Annotated in this window: 8 protein-coding genes and 1 pseudogene; 7 read left to right on the forward strand and 2 right to left on the reverse strand. The window is 57.9% G+C overall.

All coding sequences use genetic code 11. From position 1 onward, the window contains the following. Positions 1 to 112 precede the first annotated feature (112 nt). The 4 genes and pseudogenes from mmsA (at position 113) to AC07R0_RS00700 (ending at position 5,177) form a co-directional block, all read left to right on the forward strand. Positions 113 to 1,618, forward strand: coding sequence for a multiple monosaccharide ABC transporter ATP-binding protein (gene mmsA, locus AC07R0_RS00685; protein WP_495077196.1), 1,506 nt, complete (start codon positions 113 to 115; stop codon positions 1,616 to 1,618). 23 nt (positions 1,619 to 1,641) lie between these two features. Then, entirely contained in the window at positions 1,642 to 2,844 is a 1,203-nt protein-coding gene (gene mmsB / locus AC07R0_RS00690) for a multiple monosaccharide ABC transporter permease (RefSeq protein WP_495077072.1), read from the forward strand. A 47-nt stretch (positions 2,845 to 2,891) separates the two neighbouring features. Next, positions 2,892 to 3,430, forward strand: a pseudogene (locus AC07R0_RS00695) (ABC transporter permease subunit); the annotation flags it as partial. Positions 3,431 to 3,440: 10 nt separating this feature from the next. Further along, a complete protein-coding gene (locus tag AC07R0_RS00700; protein ID WP_495077076.1) occupies positions 3,441 to 5,177 on the forward strand; it encodes an IlvD/Edd family dehydratase in 1,737 nt (578 codons plus the stop codon). A gap of 90 nt (positions 5,178 to 5,267) precedes the next feature. Here the strand turns inward: AC07R0_RS00700 and AC07R0_RS00705 are convergent, their stop codons facing one another. Beyond that, entirely contained in the window at positions 5,268 to 5,792 is a 525-nt protein-coding gene (locus tag AC07R0_RS00705) for a hypothetical protein (protein WP_495103392.1), read from the reverse strand. Between the two features lie 91 nt (positions 5,793 to 5,883). Here AC07R0_RS00705 and queC point away from each other — a divergent pair, with 91 nt between their 5' ends. From queC to xdp1, 3 genes are all read left to right on the forward strand, one after another. After that, positions 5,884 to 6,582 (forward strand): 7-cyano-7-deazaguanine synthase QueC, encoded by a 699-nt coding sequence (gene queC, locus AC07R0_RS00710; protein WP_495103393.1) that lies wholly within the window; start codon positions 5,884 to 5,886, stop codon positions 6,580 to 6,582. A 177-nt stretch (positions 6,583 to 6,759) separates the two neighbouring features. Continuing rightward, entirely contained in the window at positions 6,760 to 9,582 is a 2,823-nt protein-coding gene (gene prsT / locus AC07R0_RS00715) for an XrtA/PEP-CTERM system TPR-repeat protein PrsT (protein ID WP_495103394.1), read from the forward strand. A gap of 188 nt (positions 9,583 to 9,770) precedes the next feature. Further along, positions 9,771 to 10,631, forward strand: coding sequence for an exosortase-dependent surface protein XDP1 (gene xdp1 / locus AC07R0_RS00720; RefSeq protein WP_495103395.1), 861 nt, complete (start codon positions 9,771 to 9,773; stop codon positions 10,629 to 10,631). A 689-nt stretch (positions 10,632 to 11,320) separates the two neighbouring features. Here the strand turns inward: xdp1 and AC07R0_RS00725 are convergent. Beyond that, on the reverse strand, positions 11,321 to 12,997 hold the full coding sequence (locus AC07R0_RS00725; RefSeq protein WP_495103396.1) for a methyl-accepting chemotaxis protein: 1,677 nt from the start codon (positions 12,995 to 12,997) through the stop codon (positions 11,321 to 11,323). Between the last annotated feature and the right edge of the window lie 56 nt (positions 12,998 to 13,053).

Below are 13,053 nucleotides of genomic sequence, written 5' to 3' on the forward strand. Positions count from 1 at the left end.
GCTTTCAACTGAAGCACGGTTTACGCAGCGCCCGAGGGCAGGTGAGTACCACCGCGCCCACGGGCGCTGCGTAAGTCTAAAAGAGGAATAGGCGTTGAAAACAATTCTGGAGATGCACGACATCCGCAAGACATTCCCCGGAGTGGTTGCGTTGAATAAGGTCAATCTGCGTGTGCATGCAGGCGAGATACATGCCGTGGTGGGTGAAAACGGCGCAGGAAAGTCAACCTTGATGAAGGTCTTGTCGGGTGTCTATCCCCATGGCACCTATAGCGGAGAAATCCGCTACATGGATGAGGAGCGCCGATTCAGCGGCATTCACGACAGCGAGCAACAGGGCATCATCATCATTCACCAGGAGCTGGCTTTGGTGCCGCTGCTGTCGATTGCCGAAAACATCTTTTTGGGCAACGAGACCGCGCACAACGGAGTGATCGACTGGATGGCGGCACACAGCCAGACCCAGGCCTTGCTAAAGAAGGTCGGCCTCAAAGAATCCCCCAACACGCTGATCACCAATATCGGCGTGGGCAAGCAGCAATTGGTCGAAATTGCCAAGGCGCTGTCCAAAGAAGTCAAACTGCTGATCCTGGATGAGCCTACGGCCAGCCTGAACGAAACCGACAGCGATGCGCTGTTGATGCTGCTGCTAGAACTCAAAGCCCAGGGCATTGCCTGCATTCTGATTTCGCACAAGCTCAACGAAATCTCCAAGGTGGCCGACTCCATCACCATTTTGCGTGACGGCACCACGGTGGAGACGCTGGACTGCCGCGCCGAATCCATTAGCGAAGACCGCGTGATTCGCGGTATGGTGGGCCGCGAAATGGCCGACCGTTACCCCAAACGTACGCCGAATATTGGTGAGACCGTGTTCGAGCTGCGCGACTGGCGCGCCTACCACCCACAGCATGCCGACCGCGAGATGGTTAAAGGCATCAACCTGACCGTCAAGCGTGGCGAAATCGTCGGCATTGCCGGCCTGATGGGCGCGGGCCGCACCGAGTTGGCGATGAGTGTGTTTGGTAAATCCTGGGGCCAGCGCATCAGCGGCAAGGCGATGCTGCACGGTAAGGAAATCGACGTGTCCACGGTGCAAAAAGCCGTGGCGCACGGCCTGGCCTACGTCACCGAAGACCGCAAGGGCAACGGCCTGGTGTTGAACGAAGACATCCAGTGGAACACCTCGCTGGCGAATCTACCTGGCGTGTCCAAAAACGGCGTGATCGACGATGGTCGCGAGTTTGCCGTGGCCCAGGGTTACCGCGAAAAAATGCGCACTCGCTGCTCGGGTGTAGACCAGAAAGTGGTCAACCTGTCGGGTGGCAACCAGCAAAAAGTGGTGCTGAGCAAATGGCTGTTCACCAATCCCGAGGTATTGATTCTGGACGAGCCCACACGCGGCATTGACGTGGGGGCTAAGTTCGAAATCTATACCCTGATTGCGCAACTCGCGGCCGAGGGCAAGTGCGTGATCGTGATTTCGTCCGAAATGCCCGAGCTGCTGGGCCTGTCGGACCGCATCTACGTGATGAACGAAGGGCGGTTTGTGGCCGAAATGCCAACCGCCGAGGCGAGCCAGGAAAAAATCATGCGCGCCATCGTCAGCGCCAACTAGAGCATTACTAGAACATTCAGATCATGGAAAAAACAACTACAACCCCTGCGGCCTCTGCTGTCACCGCCGCGCCTTCGGGCCTGAGCTTCTTCAAAAGCAACCTGCGCGAATATGGCATGCTGCTGTCGCTGGTGGCCATCATGGCCTTCTTCCAGTTCATGACCAACGGCACGCTGATGCAGCCGTTGAACCTGACCAACCTGGTGCTGCAAAACAGCTACATCGTCATCATGGCGCTGGGTATGCTGCTGGTGATCGTGGCGGGCCACATCGACCTGTCGGTCGGCTCCATCGTCGGCTTTGTAGGCGCGGTGGCTGCGGTGCTGATGGTTAATTACGAATGGCATTACCTGCCCACGGCCATTCTCTGCCTGGCTGTAGGTGGGCTGATCGGGGCCATGCAAGGTTACTTCGTCGCCTTCTTCCGCATTCCCTCCTTCATCGTCACGTTGGCGGGCATGCTGGTGTTCCGGGGGCTGGCGCTGGCGTTGCTGCAAGGGCAGTCGGTGGGGCCATTCCCAGATACTTTTCAGATGCTCAGTTCGGGTTTCATTGGCGATCTGTTCAGCTCCGAAGGTTTGCGCATGACCTCTTTGCTGCTGGGTGTATTGGTGGCCCTGGCACTGGTGGTGGCGGGTATACGAGCACGAGCCAATCAGCAAAAACACGGTGTGACTGGCGAACCCACGGCCTTCTTTTGGGGCAAGATGGTGATTTTCTCGGCCTTGCTGATCACCTTCAGTTACCTGCTGGCATCCTACAAGGGCCTGCCCAATGTGCTGATCGTCATGGCGCTGCTGATTGCGTTGTTTGACTTCGTGACCAGTCGGACCACCATTGGCCGTCGCGTCTACGCCCTTGGCGGCAACGAAAAGGCCGCCAAGCTGTCGGGCATCAAAACCGAGCGTCTGGCCTTCTACACCTTCATCAATATGGGCGTGCTGGCTGCGCTGGCCGGACTGGTGTTTGCCGCGCGGCTGAACACCGCCACGCCCAAGGGTGGGTTGGGATTTGAGCTGGACGTGATTGCAGCCTGCTTCATCGGTGGCGCGTCGGCGTCCGGTGGCGTTGGCAAGGTGATGGGGGCGGTGATTGGCGCCTTCATCATGGGCGTGATGAACAACGGTATGTCCATCATGGGCATCGGTATTGATTACCAGCAGATCATTAAGGGTCTGGTGTTGCTGGCAGCCGTGTTTGTTGACGTCTACAACAAGAACAAATAATGTTAGGCACCAGTGCCAACCCAGCGCTGCAGCTTACGCGGATAGACCGCCTGCAGCATTTCTGGGTGACTCTGGCAGGCATGTTCTTGGTGTACGGCTTGTGCTACCTGATTAGCATTGATTCAATTAGTATGACCCGTGAGTTTTACCCGGCGGTATCGCAAATACGTTTGTCTGTATGGGCTGACGCATCCATTTTCATAGGGACCGTCATCGTTTTGGTGGCGTTGCTGGGGGCATTTCCTTGGCGTACTGCGCATCTTTGGGGTGCAACGTGTATGCCGTCGGCGGCAGCGAATACTCTGCCATGTTGATGGGCTTGTCAGTGCGCTCTGCGCTGATTGGCGTGTACATACCGTCTGGTTTTTGCTCTACGCTGGCTGGTGTCATGTTCATCTTCTACATGCTTTGCTACGGTATGCACGCAGTGGGCATCATCCAAGCATTGATTTCTTTTGATGAGTCTTTGAGTTCGTGGTGGACGCGCATCGTGGTGGGCGCGCTGCTTTTGCTGTTCTGCTTGTTGCAGCGCTTTTTACCGCCCGCAAATCCCCCGCGGCTGATTTCCGTAGCCGCTCTTCTTTGAAAAATTTACTATGACTGATACCCCGAAAAAAATGCGTTCTGCGGAGTGGTTTGGCTCTGCCGATAAAAACGGCTTCATGTACCGCAGCTGGATGAAGAACCAGGGCATTCCCGACCATGAGTTCGACGGTCGTCCCATCATCGGCATCTGCAATACCTGGTCTGAGCTGACTCCCTGCAACGCCCACTTCCGCAAGATCGCCGAGCATGTGAAGCGCGGCATCTTCGAGGCTGGAGGCTTCCCGGTCGAGTTTCCGGTGTTCTCCAACGGCGAATCGAATCTGCGCCCCACCGCCATGCTGACCCGCAATCTGGCCAGCATGGACGTGGAAGAAGCCATCCGTGGCAACCCCATCGATGCGGTGGTGCTACTCACCGGCTGCGACAAGACCACGCCGGCTTTGCTGATGGGCGCGGCCAGCTGCGACATCCCGGCCATCGTCGTCACCGGCGGCCCCATGCTGAACGGCAAGCTGGATGGCAAGAACATCGGCTCCGGTACTGCCGTCTGGCAGCTGCATGAATCGCTGAAAGCCGGCGAGATCAACGAACACCAATTCTTTGCCGCCGAAGCCGGCATGTCGCGTTCCGCCGGCACCTGCAACACCATGGGCACGGCCTCCACCATGGCCTGTATGGCCGAGGCCCTGGGCACCTCGCTGCCGCACAACGCCGCAATTCCCGCAGTGGATTCGCGCCGCTACGTGCTGGCCCATATGTCGGGTTCGCGCGCGGTGGAGATGGCACGCGAAGGCCTGACCCTGTCCAAGATTCTGACCCGCGAAGCCTTCGAGAATGCCATCCGCACCAACGCCGCCATCGGTGGCTCGACCAATGCCGTCATCCATTTGAAGGCCATTGCCGGCCGTATCGGTGTGCAGCTGGACCTGGAAGACTGGACCCGCATCGGCCGTAACACCCCAACTATCGTGGACTTGCAGCCTTCGGGCCGCTTCCTGATGGAAGAGTTCTACTACGCCGGTGGCCTGCCCGCCGTGCTGCGCCGCCTGGGCGAGAATGGCCTGCTGCCGCACCCCGATGCGTTGACGGTGAACGGCAAGTCCATGTGGGACAACGTGCGTGAAGCACCCCAGTACAACGACGAAGTCATCCGCCCCATCGATAACCCGTTGATCGCCGACGGTGGCATCTGCATCCTGCGCGGCAACCTGTCGCCACGCGGCGCGGTGCTCAAGCCATCGGCGGCTACGCCCGCGCTGCTCAAGCACCGCGGCCGCGCCGTGGTGTTCGAGAACCTGGAGCATTACAAGGAACGCATCGTCGATGAAAACCTGGACATCGACGCCAGCTGCGTGATGGTGATGAAGAACTGCGGCCCCAAGGGTTACCCCGGCATGGCCGAGGTCGGCAATATGGGCCTGCCACCCAAGCTGCTGCGCCAGGGCGTAAAAGACATGGTGCGCATCTCCGACGCCCGCATGAGTGGCACCGCCTACGGCACCGTCGTGCTGCACGTGGCACCTGAGGCCGCTGCCGGTGGCCCGCTGGCCGCCGTGCGCGATGGTGACTTCATCGAGCTGGACTGCGAACAAGGCCGCTTGCATCTGGACATCAGCGATGCCGAGCTGGCCGAGCGCCTGGCCGCCCTGGCAGGCAACGTACCCAAGCCGCTGTCGGGGGGCTATGCCCGCCTGTACGTGGACCACGTGCTGCAGGCCGACGATGGCTGCGATTTCGACTTCCTGGTGGGCTGCCGCGGTTCGACCGTGCCACGCCACTCACATTGAGTTTGATTTCTAAGTACTATCGTTTTTATAGCTGCTAGCGCAGGTAGTATCTGCGCTAGAGCCCTAAAAAGCTTATAAGACCTTTGAAGGCTAGCGGAAGGCCTGGCGCAGGGTTTCCAGCAGCTTACGGCTGACTTGGCGCACGGTGCGTGAACTCGCTCGGGCTATGCGCCAGGGCCGGCTGTTTCTGACTTGGGCAATCAATTCGTCCTTCCATGCTTTCCAGCGTTGGTATAGGCGGCTGAACCAGGGTAGCTGCATGAGTGCCGGCTGCGTTAGGTGGAATAGGCGGGCCACTACCGCTGTGCCCAGCAGCTTGGCTGCCAGCACCACCAGCAGGCCCAGCAAGGCATGCCCTTTGCTGATCCAGTAAAAGGCCAGCAGCTTGATGGGCAGCAGCGTTAGCATGGGCACAAAAAATACCAGCAGGGCGGCATACGGCGGCAGGCGCCGCACCAGGCGCTCCAAATGCGACCAGACCGGTAAATGCGCCAGCCTGTCCATCAGCCGGGCCAGCGGCTCCCAACCCCATTCTTCGAATACCAGCAGCAGGGCGATCAGGGGTGTCAGTGTGTATCTGAACAATGTGCGGACCAGGCGCAGGAGGAATTTCATGGTCGCATCCTACCTGCCTCGGCCTGGGCGCCGGCTGTCGTCTTCTACGAAAATAGCCTATAAAGCTTTTTACTGTTATTGAAATCCGACCATGCATTCCCGCGCTCTTGTTTTGTTTTCCGGTGGGCAGGACTCCACCACCTGCCTGGCCCAGGCTTTGTCCAAGTACGACCATGTGGAGACGGTTGCGTTTGATTATGGCCAGCGCCACCATGTAGAGCTGCAGGCTCGTCTGCGCGTGCTGGAGCAGATCAAGCTGCAATTCCCGCAGTGGGCCGGCAAGATGGGCGAAGACCATCTGCTGGATTTGTCCGTTCTGGGCCAGGTGAGTGAGACCTCGCTGACCCGTGACATGGCGTTCAAGATGGAGGAGAGTGGCCTGCCCAACACCTTTGTGCCCGGGCGTAATCTGTTGTTTTTGACCCTGGCTGCAGCCCTGGCCTACCGGCGTAATCTGGAAGTTATCGTCACCGGCGTGTGCGAGACCGATTTTTCGGGCTACCCGGATTGCCGCGATGACACCATGAAAGCCATGCAACTGGCTTTGTCGTTGGGCATGGACAAACGGTATTTGATTGAAACCCCGTTGATGTGGATAGACAAGGCGCAAACCTGGGAACTGGCACGGCAATTGGGTGGCCAGGCGTTGGTAGACCTGATCGTGGAGCACACCCACACCTGCTACCTGGGCGACCGTGGCCACCGCCAAGCCTGGGGCTACGGCTGTGGCGAATGCCCGGCCTGCGTGCTGCGGGCGCGTGGATTCGAGCGTTTTGCCGCTTCGGCGTGATACCGGTCTGCCGGTTTGTATCACGCAGATTTTGGGTGTTGTAGCGGGATGTGAAGCAAATCACCGATAGTCCATTTCCTCACGGAGTGGGGAGATTCCTCCTGTAAAGGCTTTGTTACATGGGCTAACATTCCTGGATGGGCCGCACCGTGCGCCCGCTGCCAAGAGTTGCCCTCCATGAAGCTATTTCCCCTTTCTAGCAGCGCGGCTTTTGCCGGGCGCGCCACGCTTTTGGCTTTGCTGTGTGCCACCAGCGTTTCCTCCTATGCGGTGTCAGACAGCAAGGCATCGCGTTATTACGAAGATGCGCTGAGTCGCTATGAGCGCCACGACATGCCCGGCGCCATCATCCAGCTGAAGAATGCGCTTCAAATCGACAAAAACATGCTGCCCGTCCAGGTGCTGCTGGGCAAGGCTTTGCTGGCGAATGGCGAGGCGGTGGCTTCCGAGGTTGCGTTGAATGAAGCGCTGCGCTTGGGGGTGAACCGGGCCGAAGTCGTGGTACCGCTGGCCCAAGCGTTTATCGCCCAGGGCAAGCACAAGTTGATGCTGAGCCAAGCCTTGTTCAATCCCACCGGTTTGCCGCCTGCCACGCAAATCCAGCTTTTGCTGCTGCGTGCATCTGCCAGCGCAGACATTGGTGAGCCACGGGATGCGTTGAAAGCCATCGATGAAGCCCGTATCGTGGACGGCCGCAGTGCGGAAGTCTGGCTGGCCGAGGTGCCGGTGCGCATTCGTTCGCGCCAGTTCAGCGAGGCCAATTCGGCCATAGACCGGGCCTTGGCCCTGGCACCCAATTCAGCGGAGGCGCGTTATCAAAAGGGTTCTTTGGCCCACGTCCAAGGTGACTTGCGTGGCGCCGTGGCGGCCTATGACGCTGCCTTGCAGCTGGATGCGAAACATGTGGAAGCGCGCGTCGCCCGTGCGGGTATTGCTATCGATTTAGGAAAATATGCAGAGTCCGCCAAGGACGTGGCCGAGGTGCAGCGCTTGTCGCCAAGCGAGCCGCGCGCGGCTTATCTCAAGGCCCTGCTGGCTGAGCGCGACGGCAAACCTGTTGCCGTGCGCTCGGCCCTGGCCGAGGTCACGGCTTTTTTGGACCCTGTGCCGGTACCCTTCATCCAGTACCGTCCACAGCTGCTGATGCTCAACGGGCTGGCGCATTTTGGATTGGGTGAGACCGAAAAGGCCAAGCCTTATCTGGACTCCTTCCAAAAGATCCAGGGCAATAGCCCGGTGTCCAAGTTGCTGGCGCAGATCAATATGGCCGAGGGCAATTTCGGTCGTGCCTCCGATCTATTGGAGGCGTACGTCAAGGCGCAGCCTGGCGATGGCCAGGCCATCACCATGTTGGCTGGCGCCCATATGGCCTTGGGGCATAACGCCAAGGCGACAGCTTTGATGCAGCAGGCTTTGGCGACTAAAAATGCACCCGAATTTCACACCGCGTTGGGTATGAGTTTGCTGGGCGGTGGCCAGACCGGCGACGCGATTGCGCAGCTGGAAACCGCCTTTAAAGACCCCAAGCAAACACAGGCGGGCACCGGTCTGGTGATTTTGTACTTGCGAGACGGACTCTCTGACAAAGCCTTGGCCATTGCCGACAAATTGGTGAAGCAGCAGCCCGGCAATGCCGGGTTCCTGAACATGCTGGGCATGGCCCAGGCCCAGGGCGGCAACCGGGTAGCCGCCAAGGCCAGCTTCGAGCGCGCTCTGGCACTGGATGGCAGCCTGCTGCAGCCCAAGCTGAATTTGGCCCGGCTAGATATGCTGAACAAGGCCTATGACTCGGCCGCAACCCGCTTGGCCGCCATCTTGCAGTCCGATGACAAGAATGTGGATGCCATGTACGAGATGGCCAATGTGTCCGATCGTCGCGGTCAAACCGCGGAAACGCAGCGCTGGCTGGAAAAAGCCAACGATATCTCCGGCCCTGGCGAATTGCGCCCCGGTACCTCGCTGGTGGAGTTCCATTTGCGCAACCGCGCGCCGGCATTGGCATTGGAGGCCGCCAAGCGCCTGTCTGCCAAGGCGGGCGACAACTTGCCTGTGATGCTGGTGTATGGCCGCGCCCAATTGGCCAATGGCGATCTCGAAGGTGCGCGTTCCACCTTCTCCGGCGCAACCCGTTTCGCCGACTTCAACGCACCTCAGCAAACCGAAATCGCAACCTTGCAAATGACGGCGAACAACCCTGCGGGGGCCGCCTATAGCCTGGAAAAAGCCTTGTCCAGCAAGCCTGACTTCCTGCCTGCTTTGGCCTTGATGACCGACGTGGAGTTGCGGCAGGCAAATCCTGCCAAGGCCGAGCAACGTGCACGCCAGGTTCTCGCGTTGGCGCCGAAACGGGCGATTGGCTACAGCCTGTTGGGAGACGTTGCGCAGGCCCGTGGCCAATCTGCAGCTGCAATCGACAACTACCGCCGAGCCCTCCAGATCGAGCCTAGCTCGGACACGCTGCTGCGCTTGTTCCGCGCCTTGTCAGGCCAGGACGGCGGTAAACCCGCCGTGCAGTTGGCGGAGCAATGGTTGAAAACCCGGCCACAGGATGTCTCGGTGCGTCGCGCTCTGGCCGATGGCTATGCGCGTGCGGGCAACTACGCCGCAGCCCGCACCAGCTATGAGTCTTTGCTGGCGCTGTCTCCTGACGACGCTGATGCCTTGAATAACCTGGCCAATGTGCTGTTGCGCTTGAAAGATCCCTCGGCGGTCACCGTGGCTGAAAAGGCTATGGCCAAGGCACCCAGTAATGCCAACGCGATCGACACCCTGGGCTGGGCCTTGTTTCAGAACGGCCAGGTGGATCGCGCCTTGCAACTACTGCGCGATGCACGCCTGCGCGAGCCCGGCAACCCGGACATCCGTTACCACCTGGCGGCGGTTCTGGCCCAATCGGGACGCAAAACAGAGGCCCGTGACGAGGTCGAGGCGGCCCTGAAATCCGGACGCCGTTTTGAGACCATGGCCGAGGCCGACAGCTTGCTCAAAAGCTTGCGCTAAATCGCGTTGTATGGACTTTATTTTGTGTCGAAATCCTTTACATATGTAACACATCAAATGGCAATGAATTGCATAAGTTATTGATAATAAATGGTTTATTTGTTTGGCATGAGTGTTGCTTTGTTGTTTACATATGGCCGACAGATTTTTGCAGTCGTCGCTTCGCTTAATTCGGTTCAAGAGGAAAAATGATGAAAACCCATTCTGCAAACCACGGTTCCGTCAAACAATGGTTGTTGTGCGGTGCATTCGCTCTGTTGTCCGCACCTAGCTTTGCAGCGGGTACTTGGGCGCTGGATTCTGGTTGCAATAACTCCACGAGCATTGGTAATACCCTGACCTGCGGCTCTGCTGGCGGTACTACGCTGAATGCCCAGGCTTACTCCACAGGTACGGGTACTGTCGCGGCTCCGACCACGGGCACCGCATTTGCAGCAGCAAACGTTCGTAACTGGGGTTCTGGCTTGGGTTTGGGCGTAGTGTCTGTCAACGAAGATGCGACCAGCCCCACGCACACGGCTGACAACCAGAATGGTACGGATCTGATCCTGCTGAGTTTTGGTTCGGCCGTGAACATCACCAGCCTGACCCTGGGCTACTGGGCTAGCGATGCGGACATCACCGTATTGGCGTACACCGGTGCGGGCACCCCAACCATTACGGGTAAGACCTTGACCGGTACCAGTGTGGGCCAGGCAACCAATTCCACTACCTTGAACGCGGCCAATGGCTGGACTTCGGTCAAGAACTACGGAACGGCAGGCACAACGACGGCTACCAACACCGGCGGCACAGGAACTGATGTCACTTACAACACGACAGACAGCACTACTTATTCCAGCTGGTGGCTGATCAGTGCATACAACTCCGGCTACGGTGGTGGTGCAATGGATACTATCAACGACTTCGTGAAGCTGTTGTCTGTGGCCGCCAATGTGAAAACCACGACCAGCAAGGTGCCTGAACCAGGTTCCCTGGCTCTGATGGGTGCTGGCCTGCTGGGCATTTTGGGCACCTCGCGTCGCCGCAAGGCTGCTGTTTCTGTCTAGGCCGTAACGCCAAAGCTGCTTGCAGCAATATAAAAAAGCACCAGAGTCTGGTGCTTTTTTTATTCCCGAGGCGCATCAATGCGTGGCAAGACTTTCCTTGATTGTGTAATTTCTGAGTCTCACTGAATTACAGTCTGCTGTACTGGGCGCCCTTCACCCGACTCGTGGACGAGACAGGCAATTACCCAAGGACAAGGTCAAATGATCAACACGTCACTTTTTCCGAGAACGATCCAAACTCTCCCGCCAAACCTGGTCACGACGTGTAGTCCATCGGATGGGCCGTGATCGAGTGCAGAATCGAGCACTGGCGTTGCTGAATAGCCTTGCGTAGTTCTGCGTCCAGTTCCTTGACTTCGCATTAGATGTCGACGACTTTGCCGAACGGCGCCAGCATGAACTGGGCAATCAGGCTCTTGTTCACTCCGTGCTGGCCCAAGAATTTATGCCAGACAGCCCACTTTGGTTACGTCACTGGTCACTGACGAGCAGGCGATGAAAACATCGTATGGGATGCGACTCTTCCAGTTGCCCAGCAACTGCAGCGGAGCAACCCTACATTGTCATCTTGCAGCGTGGCCAGCATCTGGCTCTGGCGTTCTTCGTACTTCCATCAATACACCCGTTTTGGATTAATCCCGTAGCCCAGGGTTACGCAGGTGCAGCCTCCAGCATTCAATATGGGCACATCAATCGGTAGCCCCCAATTTGAACACCTCAACCATTTGCACCAAACCACCGGCCTGGTTTCTCAGGCTGCTGGCCGCGGCCGCCATTTGTTCGACCAAGGCAGCATTTTGTTGCGTGGTTTTATCCATTTGTTTCATCGCCTCATCCACCTGAGAAACGCCATCGCTTTGCGTGGAACTGGCTGCGCTGATGTCACCCATTAATTCAGTAGCTTGGCGAATGGAATTTACCACTTCGGTCATGGTGATTCCTGCCTGGTCAACCAAAATAGAGCCGGAACCCACGCGCTCCACACTGGCATGGATCAGACTCTTGATTTCTTTGGCCGCGTCCGCGCTGCGGCCGGCCAGACTGCGCACTTCCGATGCAACTACGGCAAAGCCACGCCCTTGCTCGCCAGCACGCGCAGCTTCCACCGCGGCGTTAAGTGCCAGGATGTTGGTTTGAAAAGCGATGCCATCAATCACGCCAATAATGTCCGCAATTTTGCGAGACGCGTCATTGATTCCCTTCATGGTTTGCACTACCTGGTGCACCACTTCACCACCGCGCTGCGCCACCGTCGACGCATTCATGGCGAGTCGGTTTGCCTGCTGGGCGCTTTCTGCGCTGTTTCTCACCGTGTTGCTGAGATCCGCAATAGAGGCAGCCGTCTCCTGCAAAATGTTGGCCTGCTGCTCAGTGCGACGGGACAGGTCGTGGTTACCGGCTTCAATTTCCTTGGATGCCAGTTCTACCTGTGTCGCCGAATCACGCACGTCTTTCACCAATTGGCTCAGGTTGACCGATACGTCCGACAGCGCGCGCACAGTGTGGCCTGCGACGTCATGGGGTTCGATATCCGATCGGCGGGTTAAATCACCCTGTTCCAGCGCTGCTGCAATCACACTGGCTCGTTTCAAAATTTGTGTCAGGTAACGTGTGCAGGTCCAACTGATCAGTGCCGAGAGCAACACAGATAGGACAACAAAGCCGATGATCAAGCGGGTGTTTAGCGTGGCCAATGCATCACCGTTGCTCAGCGAGGCTTGGGCGGCACTAGCTTCCCGGCTGAGCAAAATGGCAATTTTGTCTGCCGCGACACGATGCGCGTCGTTAAGCATCGTCAACGCATTGGCTGCACCGTTGTTGTCTCCGGATGCTACGGTGAGTGTTTTATCAAACTCTTGTCGGTAGGTTGCGATGGCTTCGGTGATGGCCTGCAAATCGTCTACCAACTCCGTGTCTACGTTGGAATCAACATGTGTTGCGACTGCCTTGTTGGCGCCTACAATCGCCTGCTCCAGTTCTGTCAACTTGCCACCGAGGCGCGCTTTCATCGAGTCAGTGACGACGGCATCCTTTTGCAGAGCCAGGGCAGCCACCAATTGGGATGCGCCCAGCTGCAACTCTTGTAAAGCTGCTTCATACTGATGCGCCTTGTCGATGTTGACCATGCCAGTGTCGGCCACATTGTGCAATTCGCGCGTGAGACCACTGTTTGCAAACCAGGCGATGCCTGAAATGAGCAGCAAACAGATGATCACAAACATTGGCGGCAGCGCGATTTTTACCCCCAATGGCAATCGCAGAAAACAGCCTTGCAACCATATCAACGGATTGAGCCTTTGTATGAAACGTGGTCGATATTTCTGCTGAGTCTTAGGAGAGGCGTCCACGATCAAGGTATTGCTCATCGGTAGTTCCTGGGTTGGGAGGCGGTATTACATACATTTACAAGTATGTTGTGTCC

The sequence above is a fragment of the Rhodoferax sp. GW821-FHT07F03 genome, from assembly GCF_059418745.1.

What these genes read in the sequence shown, in the direction of transcription:
- mmsA (WP_495077196.1), top strand. Translation starts at nt 113, where the DNA reads ATGCACGACATCCGCAAGACATTCCCCGGAGTGGTTGCGTTGAATAAG.
- mmsB (WP_495077072.1), top strand. Translation starts at nt 1,642, where the DNA reads ATGGAAAAAACAACTACAACCCCTGCGGCCTCTGCTGTCACCGCCGCG.
- AC07R0_RS00700 (WP_495077076.1), top strand. Translation starts at nt 3,441, where the DNA reads ATGACTGATACCCCGAAAAAAATGCGTTCTGCGGAGTGGTTTGGCTCT.
- AC07R0_RS00705 (WP_495103392.1), bottom strand. Translation starts at nt 5,792, where the DNA reads ATGAAATTCCTCCTGCGCCTGGTCCGCACATTGTTCAGATACACACTG.
- queC (WP_495103393.1), top strand. Translation starts at nt 5,884, where the DNA reads ATGCATTCCCGCGCTCTTGTTTTGTTTTCCGGTGGGCAGGACTCCACC.
- prsT (WP_495103394.1), top strand. Translation starts at nt 6,760, where the DNA reads ATGAAGCTATTTCCCCTTTCTAGCAGCGCGGCTTTTGCCGGGCGCGCC.
- xdp1 (WP_495103395.1), top strand. Translation starts at nt 9,771, where the DNA reads ATGATGAAAACCCATTCTGCAAACCACGGTTCCGTCAAACAATGGTTG.
- AC07R0_RS00725 (WP_495103396.1), bottom strand. Translation starts at nt 12,997, where the DNA reads ATGAGCAATACCTTGATCGTGGACGCCTCTCCTAAGACTCAGCAGAAA.